Raw genomic sequence first — 15,518 nt, 5'->3', positions numbered from 1 at the left:
TATCCTTTCAGGCGGCGGCGCTGGCCGACACGCGGAACGTTTTGGGCAGGCCGGCGCGGGCGATCGCGCCGGAGAACCGTTCGCCGGGCAGCCAGCTCTCGACCTCGCGTCGCAAGGCAACCAGCCGCTCGACATCGGCGCCGGTATCGAAACCGAGTTGCTCGAGCAGAAAGACGGTATCCTCGGTGTCGATATTGCCGGTGGCGCCGGGTGCGAACGGACAGCCGCCGAGTCCGGCGAGAGATGCATCGAACGCGCGTACACCCGCATCCAGTGCCGCCGTCACATTGGCGAGACCGAGACCGCGCGTGTCGTGGAAGTGGCAGGCGACCGGCAGTGGACGCACCGCTGCGATCACCGCGCCCATCAAGCGGCGAACCTGACCCGGATCGCCATAGCCGACCGTATCGGCGACGATGATCTCGTCGGCGCCCATACCGGCGAGCCGCACCGCGATCTCGACCACTCGTGCCTCCGATACCGCCCCCGAGATGGTGCAGCCGAACGCGGTCGCGATGCCCGCACCAAGTCCGATTCGTGCTCCGGGGCGCTGATCGCGCGCCGCGGCGATGCGCGCGAAGTCTTGCAGCGACTCCTCGGTACTGCGGCGAACATTGGCCTGGTTGTGCTCCTCGCTCGCCGACAGCACATAGTTGACGATTGGCACACCGAGCGCGAAGGCGCGCTCGGCCCCCTTCAGATTCGGAACCAGAACCGACGGCCGCAAGCCCGGCATCGCCAGCGCGCCGCGGGCCACCTCCTCCGCGTCGGCAAATTGCGGGATCACCTTGGCCGGCACGAACGAGGTCACCTCGATCTCGCGGATTCCGGCCTCCACTGCGCCGCGGCACCAGGCCAGCTTGCGCGCGCTCGGCAAGATGGTTTTGACCATCTGGATGCCGTCGCGGGGTCCGACCTCGCGAACATGAGCTTTCTCACGCATTTCGCGCTTCCTCCTACTTGCCTTGAAAGTTGGGTTTGCGGCGCTCGTTGAACGCCAGCACGCCTTCGCGCCGGTCCGCGGTCGGAACCAGACGGTTGTAGGCCTCGATCTCGAAGGCGAGGCCATCGGCGAGCGACATCTGCAAACCGCGATGGATCGCCTGCTTGGCCTGGCGCACCGAGATCGGGCCATTGGCAGCGATGCGATGGGCGATGGCGAAGGTCGCCTCCAGCAATTCCCCTGGCGGCAGCACCCGATTGACCAGCCCCCAGCGCTCGGCCTCGGCAGCCGAGAACGGCTGGCCGGACAGGATCAATTCCTTGGCGCGGCGCTCGCCGACGGCGCGCGGCAGATTCTGCGTGCCGCCGCCACCTGGCATGATGCCGAGCGTCACTTCGGTCAGCGCGAAGCGTGCATTGGTCGAGGCGTAGACAAAGTCGAGCGCCGCCGCGATCTCGCAGCCGCCGCCATAGGCCGCACCATTGATCGCGCCGATCACGGGAATCGGACAGCCCAGCAGAGCGCGCAGCATGCGCTCGAAGACCAGATGCTGTGCCTGCCAGGCCTCGTCCGTCATGCCGTTGCGCTGCTTCAGATCGCCCCCGGCGCAGAACGCCTTGTCGCCGTGTCCGGTCAGGATCACCGCGCGCAACCCCTCGATGTCGGTCGAGAAGCCCTCGAACAGTTCCACCAGATCGAGGCCCATCTGGGTGTTCATCGCATTGGACGCTTCCGGCCGGTGCAACGTCACCAGCAGGATATCGCCATCACGCCGTTCGACCTTGATGGTCTGGAAATCAGTTCGCATTGATGGCTCCCTTGCTCGCAGGCTTTCGAAGAATGGCATTGTGCTGGCCGAGCGCCGGCGCAGCGGTGCGCGCGCGTGGTCGCGTACCGTCGAAGGCAAGCGGAACGCCGACAAGATCGATATCGTCGCCAGCACATCGCACCATCATGTCGAGCGCGCGGGTTTGTGGATGCTCCGCAACCTGATCGGTGGTCAGCAGCGGTGCATTGGGAACCCCGGCGCCGTCGAGAATGCCGCCAAGCGCATCGGCCGTATACTTGCGCACCGCGGCCGCGATTTGCGGGATCAGTCGTTCGCGGTTGACGACCCTTGCCGCGTTGGTCGCGAAGTCAGGATCATGCGCAAGCGCCTCGAGACTCAACGCCACGCACAGCTTGCGGAACAGATTGTCGTTGCCGGCTGCAATCATCAGCCATCCGTCGGACGCCTCAAATGCCTGATAGGGCGCGATTTCCGCGGTGCCCGATCCATAGGGCTTGCGCACCTCACCTGACGCCGCATAGCCGGCCAGCGGAACGGTCATCCACGCGAGCCCGGTCTCGTAAAGCGAGGTCGCAACGCTGCGACCCTGACCGCCCTTGTTGCGCGCCACCAACGCGGCGAGCATGCCGATCACCGCCCACATGCCGGAGCCCATGTCGACCAGCGAGACGCCGACACGCACCGGCGGCCGACCGCCCTCGCCGGTAACGCTCATGATGCCGGTGCTCGCCTGGGCGAGCGGATCGTAGCCGGGCTTGCTGGCGAGCGGTCCCTTGGCGCCGAACGCGCCGATGTCGCACCAGATCAGCGATGGCTTCGCGGCGCTGAGCGCATCCGCGGTGAGACCAAACTTGTCCAGAATGCCGGGCCGCAGATTCTGGATGACGGCATCGGCCTCGTTCAGGATCAGCGACTTCAGCTTCTCGCAATCTTCCGCTGCACCGAAATCGACGGTGATGCCTTCCTTGCCGCGATTGAGACTATGGAACACACTTGCCGTTCCGTTCCAGAACGGCGGCCCCCAGCCACGCGCATAATCGCCGCTCTTGGGATTTTCGACCTTGATCACACGGGCGCCGAGATCGGCCAGAATCAATCCGGCATAGGGGGCGGCCACGCTGTGTCCGAGTTCAACCACGGTGATACCAGCGAGCGGCTTGTCAACGTCCATCAAATCCTCCCGGCCGCCGCAAGGCCCGCCGCCGTTCCTGTTGTCATCAATCGATTCATCATGTCGAGCGGCGTCGTTTTCACGACTTGTCCTGCGCATTGTCGGCAACCAGCACCGCGCCGTTGACGAAGCTCGCGCGGTCGGACAGCGCGAAGACGATCAAATTGGCGAGTTCCTCCGGCGTGCCCCAGCGCGTGTTGCGCATCGAGTTATTTTCCGACCAGCGCTTGCGTTCGGCTTCCGCCTCCTCTTCGCCCAGATTGCGCTTGGCGAGCTCGCGCTCCCATTTTGCAAAACGTTCCGGAGTATTGACAAAACCGGGAACGACGCAGTTGACGCGAATGTTGTGCGGCCCGAATTCGTTGGCGAGAATCTTGGAGAAGCGGATTTCGGCCGACTTGGCCGGACCGGTGCATGACGACAGGAACGGCGGCATCGTCACCATGATCCCGGTTTCGCCCGACACGTTGACGATGCTGCCGCCGTTCTGCTCGATCATGATCGGGATGATGCGCTGACAGATACGGAACTGAGCGAAGAAATTGATCGCCATGCCGTATTGCAATTCCTCGTCGGTGACTTCGAGGAACGGCTTGTAGGTGCCGGTGCCGGCATTGTTGACCAGGATGTCGACGCGGCCGAGGCGATCGCGGGCGAGCGCCGGCAGCCGCTCGATCTGCTTCAGATCCGTCACATCAAGCGACAGCGTTTCGACCTTGACGCCGGTGCTCCGCTCGACGTCAGAACGACATTCGGCCAGCGCGTCCTCGCGGCGCGCGCAGACCAGAACCTTGACACCCTCCTCCGCCAGCAAGCGTACGGTCTCGAGACCAATGCCCTTGCTGCCGCCGGTGACGATCGCCGTCTTGCCTTCAAGTCCAAGTTTCATTTGATCGCATCCCTTTGAGATCGGGTCAGGCGGTCGAGCAGCCTGCGCACAGGCATCGATCCGCCGCTACGTGCCGAGGCGAAAACCTCGGCCGCAAGGCTGGCGCCTTCGCCGGCCGGAATTCCGGTGCCGGCCAGGCGGCTATCAAAAACCTCGGTGGCGCGGACTTCGTCCTGGAACACCAGAACCTTGGGCGCCTCGCGCGCAGTCCGGCGAAGACGCCCACCATTTTCGATCTCCAACTCGACGGTCGCGTCGAGATGGGTACCGATCGCGTCCGGCTCGACGATCGTCTTTTCGACGAGTGTCATGATCTCCCGGTCCTGGCGATGCTCGACGCCCATCTCGTAGTCGAGGCGGCCGTAGCGCAGCATGGCGGCGACCGCAAAGGCGGTGCTGGCCTGGGTCTGCACCGTCCGCGTGAACGGCCCCTTGAAGGACGTTCCCGGATATTGCGTATAGGGCTCCCAGATCGTCACGGTGATCCGCTTCACCTGCGACAGATCGATGCCGTCGCGGTGAAGCATATGCGCCGCCAGCACCGCCGACATGTTGTCGCCCAGGGTTGCGAACGGTTTTGCCATGATGCCGATCATCGTCGCGACATCGGGGCCTCGCTGCCATTGTTCTGGCGTGTGATCGAGGCCGGCAAGCGAGCGCAACAATCCCTTCGGTCCTTCCAGCGCATCGGGCGCCCCCTGGACGCCGCGCGCCGCAAGCTCCGCGGCAACCAGCCCACCCTGGGCGGCGCGCCCGTTCTGTACGCGCCATTCGTCGGAGCCGCAGCGCACCGGCTCCAGCGTGCCGCCGGTCGTGCAGGCCGCGATGGCAACCGCACTGGTGGACCTCGGTGGATCGAGCCCAAGTGCGGCTGCCGCCGCCGCCGCGGCGCCGATCGTGCCGAAGGTCGGGCTGGTCCGCACGCCCCGGCCGATCAGGCCGCGGGCAACGACTTCACCCGCACCAAGCCATTTGAGCGCGGAATAGCCGACCGTGAGAGCGGTCAGTACGGTGCGCAGCGGCGCATCCAGCGCTTCGCCAAGCGCCACCGCGACCGGCGCGATCAGGGATCCCGGGTGCGTCCATGAATCGTGGTCGGTATCGTCCTGAAAATGGGCGTGAACGGCAATGCCATTGGCGAGAACCGCCTCGGACAGCGCGGCATGTTTGCCGCTCGCCCAGATGCGCGCGGTGCGCGGTCCAGGCAGCACCTCCGCGGCCATCGCACGCGCGGCCGCGGCCGTCGGCTCGTGCCGCGCCGCGAGCGCGAGCCCCAGCGAGTCGAGCAGGCAAATGGCTGCCTTCGTGGCGACATCCGGGGACAGTTCGCTCGCCGACGTCGTTGCGACGAAGGTCCCGAGCGCCGCAGTGGCGGTCAACGTAGCGGACATCACAAATACTCCTCGGCAAGCGCAACGTCGCGAATTTCGGCAACGGTGCCGCTCCGCCTGACCTCGCCACCGCGCATCACGTAGCCGCGTGTGGCAAGCTTGAGCGCCGGACGCGCCATCTGCTCGGTCATGAGAATGGTCGTGCCGCGCCGTTGCAAATGGTGGATCGCCTCACTGATCTGCGCGATCCACACCGGCGCGAGCCCGAGAAAGGGCTCATCCAGCAGCAGCAGCTTGGGAAACGAGCTCATGGCGCGCGCCAGGGCGACGATCTGCTGTTGTCCCCCCGACAATTGTCCGGCCGGCTGGCTGGCGCGCTCCTTCAGGATCGGAAAGATGCCACAGAGCCAAGCCCAAGCTTCGCGCTGGGCCGCCCCGCCGTGCCAGCAGGCGCCGCTCAGGACATTGTCAGCGACCGACATGGTCGCGAATACGCGGCGGCCTTCGGGCGAATAACCCATTCCCGCCCGGGCGCGGCCATCGCAGGATACGGCGCTGAGATCGTGGCCCGCGAAGCGCACGCTGCCATGCGAGGCCTTGACCAGACCGATGACGGCGTTGATCAGGCTCGACTTGCCGGCACCATTGGCGCCGATCAGCAGGACCGTCTCACCCTCGGCGACGTCGATCGAGACACCGCGGATCGCCGTGATGCCGCCATAGCGGACTTCGAGGTCTTTCACCGCCAGCATCAGGCCGCCTCCTCGTCCACCGACCCGAGATAGGCATCGATGACATCCTTGCGTGCCAGGACTTCGGCCGGAGCGCCCTCGGCCAGGACACGACCGGAATCGAGAACCAGTATTCTTGGACAGAGGCGGCGCACGAGATCCATGTCATGCTCGACGATCAGGACCCCGCAACCGAGCTCAGTCCTTACGTGGCGCACGAAAGCATCGACCCGTAGGCGCTCCCGCCGCTCGAGACCGGCCGCCGGCTCGTCGAGCAGCAAGACTTTCGGCCGAGCTGCGCAGGCCAGAATGAGGCCCAGCATCTTCTGAAGCCCGTACGGCAGCTTGTCGCTCTGCTCATCGAGCTGCGGTTCAAGCTCGAACTCGTCAATCAGCGGCGCGACGCTCTCCCATCCGGGCCCGCTGCCGCTGAAGCGAAGGGCCCGAGAAATGTTCTCGCGGACCGATGCCGTACGGAAGGTGTTGGTTTGTTGGAAGCTGCGGATAATTCCCATGCGACTGACGGCATGGAGCGGCTTGTCCGTCATGTCCTTGCCGTCGAGCCGCACCCGGCCGGTAGTCGGCGGCAGCATGCCGCAAATGACGTTGATGAGCGTGGTCTTGCCGGCGCCGTTTGGTCCGATGACGCCAAGGACGTCGCCTGGCGGGATGGCGAAGCTGACATTGTCGAAGACATGCAGCCCGCCAAACCGCTTGGAGATGGCAGCGACCTCGAGCAGCGCGCCGCCGTCGGTACGTTCGGTGCATTCAGCCGTCATTGCAGCGGCTCCATCGCATTGGGCACGCTCAGCGTCGGCGACGAGGCGACGGTGGAAGACCGCGACGGCAGCGGCGGGGAAAACACACGGACACCAAGGCGATGGATCGTCCCGACGATGCCCTCGCGCGCGACCAGCACCACGACCACGATCAGGAAGCCGAACAGGAACTGAGAATACTCCCCGCGCAATGCGAAGACGTCTCCCGCCCAGATCAGCAGGGCGCCGCCGACAACCGGGCCAAGCATGCTGCTCTTTCCCCCGATGATCGCGTAGGCAATGTAGTTGACCGATGACAGCGCGCTGAACGAGGTCGGATGGGCGGTGAGCAGCATGTTGACGAGAGCGAAGCCAGCGAGCCCGGACACACCCGCCGCGATGGCGAAGCCGAACGCCTTGTAGTGCCAAACAACGAGGCCGAGACTCTGGGCAAGGAGTTCGTTCTCTTCGATCGCCGCGAAGTGCTGGCGAAGCGTACGGGTCACCGCAGCGGTGACGATGGCACCGGTGAGCGCCAGGCCGATCGTGACCTGAAGCACCGCGCGGTTGTCGGCGAGTTCCAGCCCGAACAGCGTCACCGCCGGCATGCCGACCAGTCCATTGGACCCACCGGTCAATCCCGGCGTTTCGAACAACAACAGTTGCGTGATCTCGGTGAGGACGAACGTGACCAGCACGAAATAGACGCCGGTCAGACGGAGCACCAGCGCACCGAGCGGCAGCGCAAACAGCGCCGGCACCACGAAGCTGGCAAGCCCCAGCAACAGCACGTCGGTCACGCCGTGACGAAGCCCCAGGATCGCGACGGTGTAACCGCCGATCGCCATGAAGGTCGGCACGGCGAAGGTCATCAGATTCATGCGCAGCATGATGTAGACGCTGAAGGCAGCCGTAATCGCGATCAGCATCTGGTTGGCCAGCGAATAGACCATCGGGTTCTGGCTGAGCCAGGGGACTGCGAAGGCGGCCGCGATGACCACGACGCTTGCCGCCTCGGCCAGGTCGCCGCGCTTGGAGAGCGAGTGGGCTGTCATGTGCTCAAGCTCCCCGAACCCGGTGACCGAACAGGCCGGATGGCTTGACCACCAGCATGACCAGGACGAGCACGAACAGCGCGAGCGCGCCCTTCGAGCCGCCGAGATAGACCGCCGAGAACGCCTCCGCCATGCCGACAATGAAGGCCGCGACCGTCGCACCACCGACGCTGCCAAGACCGCCGAGGATGACGATCAGGAAGGACGTCGCCAGCACGGGATCGCCGATATGCGGCGCGAGCGACAGGATCGGTGTTACCAGCGCGCCGGTGAGGCCGGCGAGCCCGGTCGCCAGAGCGAAGGCGGCCGGGAACAGAATCGCGGGACGCAGTCCCTGCGCCGTCGCAACCGCGCGGTCATCGGCCATCGCACGCAGAGCGCGGCCGAAATCGGTGTAATAGATCAGGCCGTAAATCGACAGGATCCCGATGATGCAGACGCCCAGCACCACGAGATTCTCAATCGGCACAAAGAATCCATGGCCATGAATGACACCGGTCAATGGAAACGCGAAGGCCGGAGATTGCGGCCCGAACACCACCAATATGCCGCTCGACATCATCAGATAGAGGCCGAGCGTCAGCATCAGCGTCGCCAGATGATCGTCAATCACGCGATCCAGCACGAAGCGCTCGAACAGGAATCCGAGCACCGTGGTACCCAGCGCCGCGCAGATCACCGCCAGCGCGTAAGGCATGCCGAGATAGGTCACCGCGGAATAGGCGAGATATCCTCCGAGAACGTAGAAGCCGCCATGCGCGAAATTGACGACTCCGAGAATGCCGAAGATCAGGGTGAAGCCGAGGGCGAGCAGCGCGTACTGCGCACCCAGGCTGATGCCGATGAGGCTGGTGGCGACAAAACCTTGCACGGAGTACCCGCTACTTGCCGCCGGCCGCTTCGACCCTGATGGTCGGTTGCAGCTTGCCTTTTTCCACGAGTCCGACGCCAAACGGGAACGACAGTTCCTGGTTGATGCCGAAGAAATCCTGCCCGATCCAGTGACCGGGACCGATATTGGGATCCTCGACCGGCAAAGATCGCAGGGCTTCAGCAACCTTGGCCGTGTCCGAGATGGTACCGGCCTTGGCGATTGCCTTGGTTACCATGCGGGCGGCGGAGACCCACTGAAAGAACAGATTGTTTTCCGGCCGATCGGCACCGAGCAGTTTCTTGTACTCGTCGGCGATCATTTGCACTTTCTCGTCGATGAGAACCGGTTCGTACCAATAGAAGTCCTTCAGCACCTCATCGCCACCGGCGACGCGGGAGATTTCGGTGTATCCCGGACCGCCGAGACGTCCGATCGGTCCCTCAAAGCCAGCCTGACGCAATTGCTTCACGATGATGCCGGCGTCGCCAGGGGGCGATGAAGCGAGATCGACGGCATCGGGCTTCGCGTTCATGATCCGGGTCACGATCGGCGCGAAATTGGTGGTGCCACGCTGATAATATTCTTCGGAAGCTGTGATGCCGGTTCTCTTGTATGCGTCGGCGTCGACGCTCGCGATATCCGTGCCACCCTGGTCGTTCGGCGCGACCAGCACCACGCTCTTCATGCCGAACTTCTGCTTGGCGATCTTGATGATCGGCTCGGCCCAGCCCGAAGGCCCCGGCCCCATGTGGAAGACCAGCGGCAACTGCGGCGACAGCGCATCCTTGGCGTAGCCGTTGCCCATCACCAGCATCGAATTGCGCTTGGCGATCGGCTTCACGCCGGTGAGCTCGGGCGAGCCGATCGGGCCGATGATGAATTTAACGCCCTGCCCTGCCAGCGTGTTGGCCGCAGCGGCGGCGCCTTCGGCCGTATACTTGCTGTCGATGGCAACGACGTTGACCTTGCATGGCGCCCCGTCGATCTTGATCAGGCCGTCCCGGTTGGCCTCGGCAGCGACGAGTTCGACCGCGCCGCGCAGCGCGAGGCCCCATTGCGCAGCGGGACCCGACAGGACGCCGACGACGCCGAGCGTCAATTCCTGTCCCGCCGCCATCACCGAAACATTCGAACTGGCAAGCGCAGCGCCGACGGCGATGCCGGACAACAGCAGATCTCTCCGCGTAGTGCTCATCACTCCCCCCGTAATTTGTTGCGGCTCATGCGCCGTCCACTTGTTGCGTGGAAACCCGAAGCGTTCCGCTCCGGGGCCGCGCGTATCGCTCGGCGCCGGGACGCTAGGCGCGCGGAGGTCGCCTTGTCAATGAAACGTTTCATTAAAAATGGGGCAGATCAGCTATGCTTGAGATGAACCACCGTTCCGGATAGGAAATAAATATAAATAATAACAGTATGTTGCCATATCGATTGAACGATCCGTTAGAATTCGGAAACGATGCACTGCTACTGACACACCTTCGCAATGAAACGTTCCACTTGAATCAGCTTGGCCTGCCCGTTAGCTTCCGTGACCCGTCGCGGACAGAAGACGACGGCCAAGGGGAGAAACTCGATGATGCGGGGCGCCGTGACGGCCGTGCTTGCCGTGCTTGCGATTCAGTGCAGCCAGGGAGCGCTAGCAGCCGAACCTCAGTTCAAGCTGCGGGCTTCGGTGGACACGTCGGCGACACACGGACGGACATTGTCCGCCGCCGACTACCTGAAGAAGCTGCAGGAAAAATCAGGCGGCCGGATCACGACCGAGCTGTTCCACAGCGGCCAGTTGTTTCGCGACCGCGACGTGGTGAAGGCGCTGCGTCAGGGCGCCGTCGAGATGGCGATCCCCGGCACCTGGGTGCTGACCGGCTTCGTCCCCGATGCAGACGTCTTCCAGCTGCCGGCATTTTTCGGGCAGCCCTACCCGGTCGTCTATGCTGCTGCCGACGGCAAGATCGGCGAGATCATCAACAAGCAATTCGAGAGCAAGCTCGATGTCAAATTGCTCGGCCCCTGGCTGCAGCTCGGATATCAAAACACCTACAGCACCAACAAGCCGATCCGCGACTTCGCCGACCAGGCCGGCATGAAGATCCGCAACTCCGGCGGCGCGGGACAGTCGGCACGCGCCAAATTCTTCGGCGCGTCACCGAACGTGACGGCATGGCCGGACGTTCCGCTGGCGCTGTCGCAAGGCACGTTCGACGGGCTGAGCTCGACCGATGAAAGCCTTGCCAGCGCAAAGCTCTGGGAATCCGGCGTGAAATATGGCTTTGCGGATCGCGAATTCGTCGGGTTCTACGTGCCGATGATCAGCGAGAGCTTCTACAGGAAGCTGCCGCCGGATCTCCAGAAGCTGGTCATCGACCTCTGGCAGGAGAACATCCATGCCTACCGCAAGAGCATGGAAGAAGCTCAGACCGAGGCGCGCCACACGCTGGAGAAGAACGGCGTCGTGTTCGTTTCGCCGTCCGAGAGCGCGCTCGCTGAGGTCCGCGCCAAGATGCTGCCTTTGCAGGACGGCATCGCGAAGGAGTTGCGGATTTCGCCCGCCTTGCTGCAGCAGGTGCAGGCGGATGTAACGACCATCGGCCATTGATTGCCACCCATGATGAAGGTCTGGAACAGGCTTGAACTCCTCTTGATAGGAGTTCTCGGCGCCGCCGCGCTGACGGTCGGGACCTTTCAGGTCATCGGCCGTTACGTGAACAAGAACTTCGCTTTCATCAATGGCGAGGAGGTAGTGGTCTATCTGACGGTCTGGGCGGTGTTTCTGGCGTCGAGCCAGTTGGTCCGGACCGATGGGCATGTCAGGCCCGACGTCGTCCTGCGACTGTTGCCGCCGCAAGGGCAAAGATGGGTCGAGGCATTCAACTGCTGTGTCGCGATCTTGTTTTGTGGCGGCCTGGCCTATTTCGGCTTCCAGGTTGCCGACGTCGCCCGCAGCCTCGACGAGCGCAGCATCACGGGCCTCGAATTCCCGATGTGGATCTACTACTCGGCCATCCTGACCGGCGCCGTGCTGATGCTGTTGCGCTACCTCATCAAGCTTTATTTGCTCGTCTTCCGCTTCGATCCCGCCACCATGGTCATCGCCGTTCACGATCACTGAGCGATCGGCGGCGACGTCAGCCGTCTTAATGACCGATCTGCCATCGGTAAACTGACCGTCGTGGTCCCGCATCGGGACGCTTCAGGTCCAGCAACAACGAGACCGACACGATGTGGACGATGCTTTTCCTGCTGATGTTCTTCGGGCTGCTCTGCGCGGGAATGCCGATCTTTCTGGTGTTGGGTCTCTGCGCGGCAGTCCTGTTCGGTTTCAGCGACCAGCCTCTGGTAGCGATCGCACAGAAGATCGCCGATGAAATGAATTCCAGCACACTGATGGCCTTGCCGCTGTTCGTGATGGCCGCCGCATTCATGCGGCGCGGCGGCGTCGCCAAGGCGCTGGTCGATGTCGCGATCGCCTGGTTCGGACGATTGCGGGGCGCGCTCGGTCTCGTGACGGTGGTGTCATGCACCCTATTTGCCGCGATCTGCGGCTCCTCAGTTGCGACCGCGCTCGCCATGGGCACCATTCTGGTGCCGGCGATGATCGAGCGCGGCTATCCCCGTCATTTTGCGCTTGGCGTGGTCGGCGCTTCCGGCACGATCGGCATCGTGATTCCTCCCAGCCTGTCGCTGATTCTTTACGGGCTGATCGCAGAGCAGTCCGTGCCGCGCCTGTTCCTGGCCGGCATCATGCCCGGGCTGCTGCAGGCAGCGATGTTCTTCGGCTGGGTGTTCTACTACTCGCACAAATACGAGCTGCCGCGCGAGCCGGCCGTGCCACGCGTCGAACTGGTGCGGATGAGCCTCAATGCCCTGCCCGCCCTTTGCGTGCCTTTCATCGTGATGGTCGGAATCTACGGCGGCCTGATGACGGTCACCGAAGCCGCCGCGGTTTCGGCCACGGTGGCGCTTCTCGTCAGCCTGTTCTTCTATCGCGGCTTTAAGGTCAGCCAGACGCTCGAGGTGATCGCCGAGGCAATCAAGAGCGCCGCGACGATCATGATCATCGTCGCGACCGCCTTGGCGTTCGGCCACTGGATGACGGACTCGGGCATTCCGGCGTCGCTGGTGAAGTTCACGCTCGACAACCAGCTTCATCCCTGGCAATTCCTGCTCGCGATCAACGTGCTGCTGCTCGTGCTCGGATGCTTCCTCGAGGTCGCCGCCACGCTGCTGGTGGTGATGCCGATCCTTGCGCCAGCGCTGAAACCGCTCGGAATCGATCCCGTCCATTTCGCGATCGTCTTCACCCACAACATGGAGATCGCGCTGGTTCATCCCCCGGTCGGACTGAACCTCTACGTGCTGGCCACGATTTCGACGGCGCCGGTTACCGAAGTGGTGCGCGGCGTTCTGCCGTTCCTCGGTCTGCTGCTGCTGTGCCTTGCGATCATCACCTATGTCCCGCAGCTTTCGCTTTGGCTACCCAATCTGGTCTATGGCGCGGGTTAGCATCGCGGATGGTCACGACGGAGAGCTCGAGCATGTCATCGAAATCGATCCATTGGGCCGACGAATTCTCCGCGCTCGCGCTCCGCTACGGCAACAGGCCGGCCGTCGTCGACGCCGCCGGCACAACATCCTATGCGGAATTGTTCGCCAAAGCCGCCGGCGTTGCGGATGCCCTGATGCAGGCCGGGGTCGGCCCGGGAGATGCCGTGGCTACATTGTTCCGCAACAGCGCCGACGCCGTTGCGGCAACTTTCGGCGTCATGCTGGCGGGCGCCGTCGAAGTCCCGATCAACCCTGCGCTGAGCAGCGACGAACGCGCTTACTGCCTCGCGGTCGCCAACGCTCGCCTGTTGATCACCGGCGCGGCCCTCGCGACCGAAAAGGCTGCCGGCGGTCCGAGCATCATCGAGGTCGAAAGCATCGAACGGACCGCGTTGGATCCGGACGCCCTCCCGCAGGTCGACGGCGACGCGCCGGCGCGTATCGTCTTTACCTCGGGTACCACCGGACGCCCGAAAGGCGCGGTTCACAGCCAGATCGGCCGCTGGACGGCCAACATATTGCTGCGGGCGAACCTGCCGTTCCGCCCGGATGCCGGCAGCAATGTCCTGCTGATGACGCCATTCTCGCACGGCTCCTCGTTGATGACGCATGCCTATCTGTCGTCGGGTGCGGCCGTGACACTGCTCGACGGCGTCGACCCGCCGCGCGTGCTTGATATGCTCGAACGCGGCGCATGCGATGCCATGTTTGCGCCGCCGACCGTGCTCGCAAAGATCGTGGCTGCCGCGGGCACGCGCCAGTTCTCGTCGCTGCGCACGATCTTCTGCGGCACGGCGGTGCTGAAGCCCACGCTCTACGCGCGCGTCAAGGAGATGTTCGGCCCCGTGGTGCGGGTCACCTATGGCAAGAGCGAAGTATTCAATCCGATCACGGTGCTTGAAGCCGAGGAAACTGAGTCCTGGTATGCATCCGGAGGCGAGGACGCCTGCGTCGGCTGGCCCGCTCCTGGTGTTGAGATCGTCATCCGCGGCGAGGACGGCCGGCCGGCCCCGGCGGGCGGCAACGGCGAGGTTCTGATCCGTGCACAACACCTGATGACCGGGTATCGCACCACCGAGGGTTTTAGCGCGCTCGCACCGAATGAATTCCACGAAACCGGCGATCTCGGCTACGTCGATGCACGCGGCCGGCTGCACCTCATCGGCCGTAGCGCCGACGTCATCAAGTCGGGCGGCTACAAAGTTGCGCCGGAAGAGGTCGAACGATTGCTTGCGCCGGCGCTGCAGCCATCGGAAGTCGCGGTGGTCGGCATTCCCTCGGACTATTGGGGCGAGGTCATTCTGGCAGCGGTGGAAAATCCTGCGCCGGGCTGGGAGGAGCGCATCAATCGCGTGGTGCCGACCATGACCGACTACAAGCGCCCGCGCCTGCTGATTGCCCTCGACGAATTGCCGCGCAACGGAATCGGCAAGATCCTCCGCGGCGCCATTCGCACCGACGTGCTGTCCCGATTCCGCATCACCGAAGGGCCACGGCCGCGGCTCGAAAAGCGCTCCTAGCTCAGCGCCAGAGACAACAACTCGGTCACAAATATTCTACGCAGCACGGCTATCGGTCGCTTCATCCACTTCGTTACGCGTTCTCGGCTTGGTCGGTTGAGCGATTGGCCCGTCAGGTTCGCGTTGACTTTCGGGAATGGAATAGCGCACTTCGTGACCAACGTCGCTGAATGCCGGAATCACAGCACGGCGGCCGATGGTCTTGGCATTGGTCATATTCGATGTGCCTGATCCGAATGCGGCGCCGGCAATGGCGTGATGCGCAGCCACTCGGTACATGCAAGACGGGTCGGTTGGCTCCGAGATTCGCCACTATTGAGGGTGCGAAATCGCAAACGATCGTAGCCTGGACGCATGGTAGCGGGGGAGCGCTACCGCCTTTCCCCACACCAACCAAACCTACGATACATCATCCAATCCTTCGCATAGGGCAGTTCATGAGCCCGTGTGGCGAGCACAGATTTATCCCAACAAAGCGGAACGTTGAAAGACCTTCGCCTGTAGGTCAGGCGAAATCGACCTCTGTCGCGGAATATCGAAAGCCCGTATTCGGTGCCGGCATCGTGCCGTAGGCGCGTGGTGCTCCTCGTCTGCTTCCTTCCGACCAGCTCCGGCCAATTTCTCAACTTGACCTACCAGAAGCGCCAGACCTCTCCCTGTCGCGCGGATACCATTTCTAGACGGGTCGCGGGTCGATGACGCCCGGACAATCAACCTATCCCATGTGCCAGGCACACCACCGCGGTCGCCGGCGCGATGCTGTTTCGTATCGATCCGGCGCAGTTCCAGTACAAAGTCAACCAGCTCGAGGCATCGCTCGCGCAAACACGCCAGCAGGTCAAGCAGTTGAAGGCCAGTTACGAGCGGGCGACGGCGAATGTCGACGGGCTACGGCATCGACCCCGAAGGCA

15 protein-coding genes are annotated in these 15,518 nt (G+C 63.7%); 4 read left to right on the top strand and 11 right to left on the bottom strand.

Going from position 1 to position 15,518, the window contains the following annotated elements:
- Positions 1-7: 7 nt before the first annotated feature.
- The 10 genes from JEY66_RS09360 to JEY66_RS09315 all read right to left on the bottom strand — a co-directional run bounded on the left by JEY66_RS09360 (position 8) and on the right by JEY66_RS09315 (position 9,737).
- The gene (locus JEY66_RS09360; protein ID WP_016844203.1) at positions 8-943 is read right to left on the bottom strand and encodes a hydroxymethylglutaryl-CoA lyase; all 936 of its coding nucleotides are present in this window, start codon (positions 941-943) and stop codon (positions 8-10) included.
- Between the two features lie 13 nt (positions 944-956).
- The gene (locus tag JEY66_RS09355) at positions 957-1,751 is read right to left on the bottom strand and encodes an enoyl-CoA hydratase/isomerase family protein (RefSeq protein WP_016844202.1); all 795 of its coding nucleotides are present in this window, start codon (positions 1,749-1,751) and stop codon (positions 957-959) included.
- Positions 1,741-2,904 (bottom strand): CaiB/BaiF CoA transferase family protein, encoded by a 1,164-nt coding sequence (locus JEY66_RS09350; RefSeq protein ID WP_016844201.1) that lies wholly within the window; start codon positions 2,902-2,904, stop codon positions 1,741-1,743. Before JEY66_RS09350 ends, JEY66_RS09355 begins: the two co-directional genes overlap by 11 nt.
- Positions 2,905-2,983: 79 nt before the next feature.
- Positions 2,984-3,793 (bottom strand): SDR family NAD(P)-dependent oxidoreductase, encoded by an 810-nt coding sequence (locus JEY66_RS09345; RefSeq protein WP_016844200.1) that lies wholly within the window; start codon positions 3,791-3,793, stop codon positions 2,984-2,986.
- Positions 3,790-5,184, bottom strand: a complete 1,395-nt coding sequence (locus JEY66_RS09340; RefSeq protein ID WP_016844199.1) for an MmgE/PrpD family protein — start codon at positions 5,182-5,184, stop codon at positions 3,790-3,792. Before JEY66_RS09340 ends, JEY66_RS09345 begins: the two co-directional genes overlap by 4 nt.
- Positions 5,184-5,876 carry an ABC transporter ATP-binding protein gene (locus JEY66_RS09335; protein ID WP_016844198.1) on the bottom strand — a complete coding sequence of 231 codons (693 nt, stop codon included), beginning with the start codon at positions 5,874-5,876 and terminating at the stop codon, positions 5,184-5,186. Before JEY66_RS09335 ends, JEY66_RS09340 begins: the two co-directional genes overlap by 1 nt.
- Positions 5,876-6,634 (bottom strand): ABC transporter ATP-binding protein, encoded by a 759-nt coding sequence (locus JEY66_RS09330; RefSeq protein WP_016844197.1) that lies wholly within the window; start codon positions 6,632-6,634, stop codon positions 5,876-5,878. Before JEY66_RS09330 ends, JEY66_RS09335 begins: the two co-directional genes overlap by 1 nt.
- Entirely contained in the window at positions 6,631-7,668 is a 1,038-nt protein-coding gene (locus JEY66_RS09325) for a branched-chain amino acid ABC transporter permease (RefSeq protein WP_016844196.1), read from the bottom strand. Before JEY66_RS09325 ends, JEY66_RS09330 begins: the two co-directional genes overlap by 4 nt.
- Before the next feature lie 4 nt (positions 7,669-7,672).
- Positions 7,673-8,539, bottom strand: a complete 867-nt coding sequence (locus JEY66_RS09320) for a branched-chain amino acid ABC transporter permease (protein WP_018273486.1) — start codon at positions 8,537-8,539, stop codon at positions 7,673-7,675.
- Positions 8,540-8,549: 10 nt separating this feature from the next.
- Positions 8,550-9,737: an ABC transporter substrate-binding protein gene (locus JEY66_RS09315; RefSeq protein ID WP_085964861.1), complete on the bottom strand. Its 1,188-nt coding sequence runs from the start codon at positions 9,735-9,737 to the stop codon at positions 8,550-8,552.
- Between the two features lie 378 nt (positions 9,738-10,115).
- Here JEY66_RS09315 and dctP point away from each other — a divergent pair, with 378 nt between their 5' ends.
- From dctP to JEY66_RS09295, 4 genes are all read left to right on the top strand, one after another.
- A complete protein-coding gene (gene dctP / locus JEY66_RS09310) occupies positions 10,116-11,138 on the top strand; it encodes a TRAP transporter substrate-binding protein DctP (RefSeq protein WP_018273487.1) in 1,023 nt (340 codons plus the stop codon).
- Positions 11,139-11,147: 9 nt separating this feature from the next.
- The gene (locus JEY66_RS09305) at positions 11,148-11,651 is read left to right on the top strand and encodes a TRAP transporter small permease (protein ID WP_016844192.1); all 504 of its coding nucleotides are present in this window, start codon (positions 11,148-11,150) and stop codon (positions 11,649-11,651) included.
- A gap of 110 nt (positions 11,652-11,761) precedes the next feature.
- Positions 11,762-13,045, top strand: coding sequence for a TRAP transporter large permease (locus JEY66_RS09300; protein ID WP_016844191.1), 1,284 nt, complete (start codon positions 11,762-11,764; stop codon positions 13,043-13,045).
- A 32-nt stretch (positions 13,046-13,077) separates the two neighbouring features.
- Complete coding sequence (locus JEY66_RS09295) at positions 13,078-14,607, top strand: class I adenylate-forming enzyme family protein (RefSeq protein ID WP_240536857.1); 1,530 nt, start codon at positions 13,078-13,080, stop codon at positions 14,605-14,607.
- A gap of 36 nt (positions 14,608-14,643) precedes the next feature.
- Here the strand turns inward: JEY66_RS09295 and JEY66_RS09290 are convergent, their stop codons facing one another.
- On the bottom strand, positions 14,644-14,823 hold the full coding sequence (locus tag JEY66_RS09290) for a hypothetical protein (protein WP_125459265.1): 180 nt from the start codon (positions 14,821-14,823) through the stop codon (positions 14,644-14,646).
- Positions 14,824-15,518 lie beyond the last annotated feature (695 nt).

Origin of the sequence: Bradyrhizobium elkanii USDA 76 (assembly GCF_023278185.1) — a bacterium.
Classification (GTDB): domain Bacteria; phylum Pseudomonadota; class Alphaproteobacteria; order Rhizobiales; family Xanthobacteraceae; genus Bradyrhizobium; species Bradyrhizobium elkanii.
The sequence above is the reverse complement of the archived record's forward strand: the minus strand, read 5'-3'. Positions and strand labels throughout refer to the sequence as shown.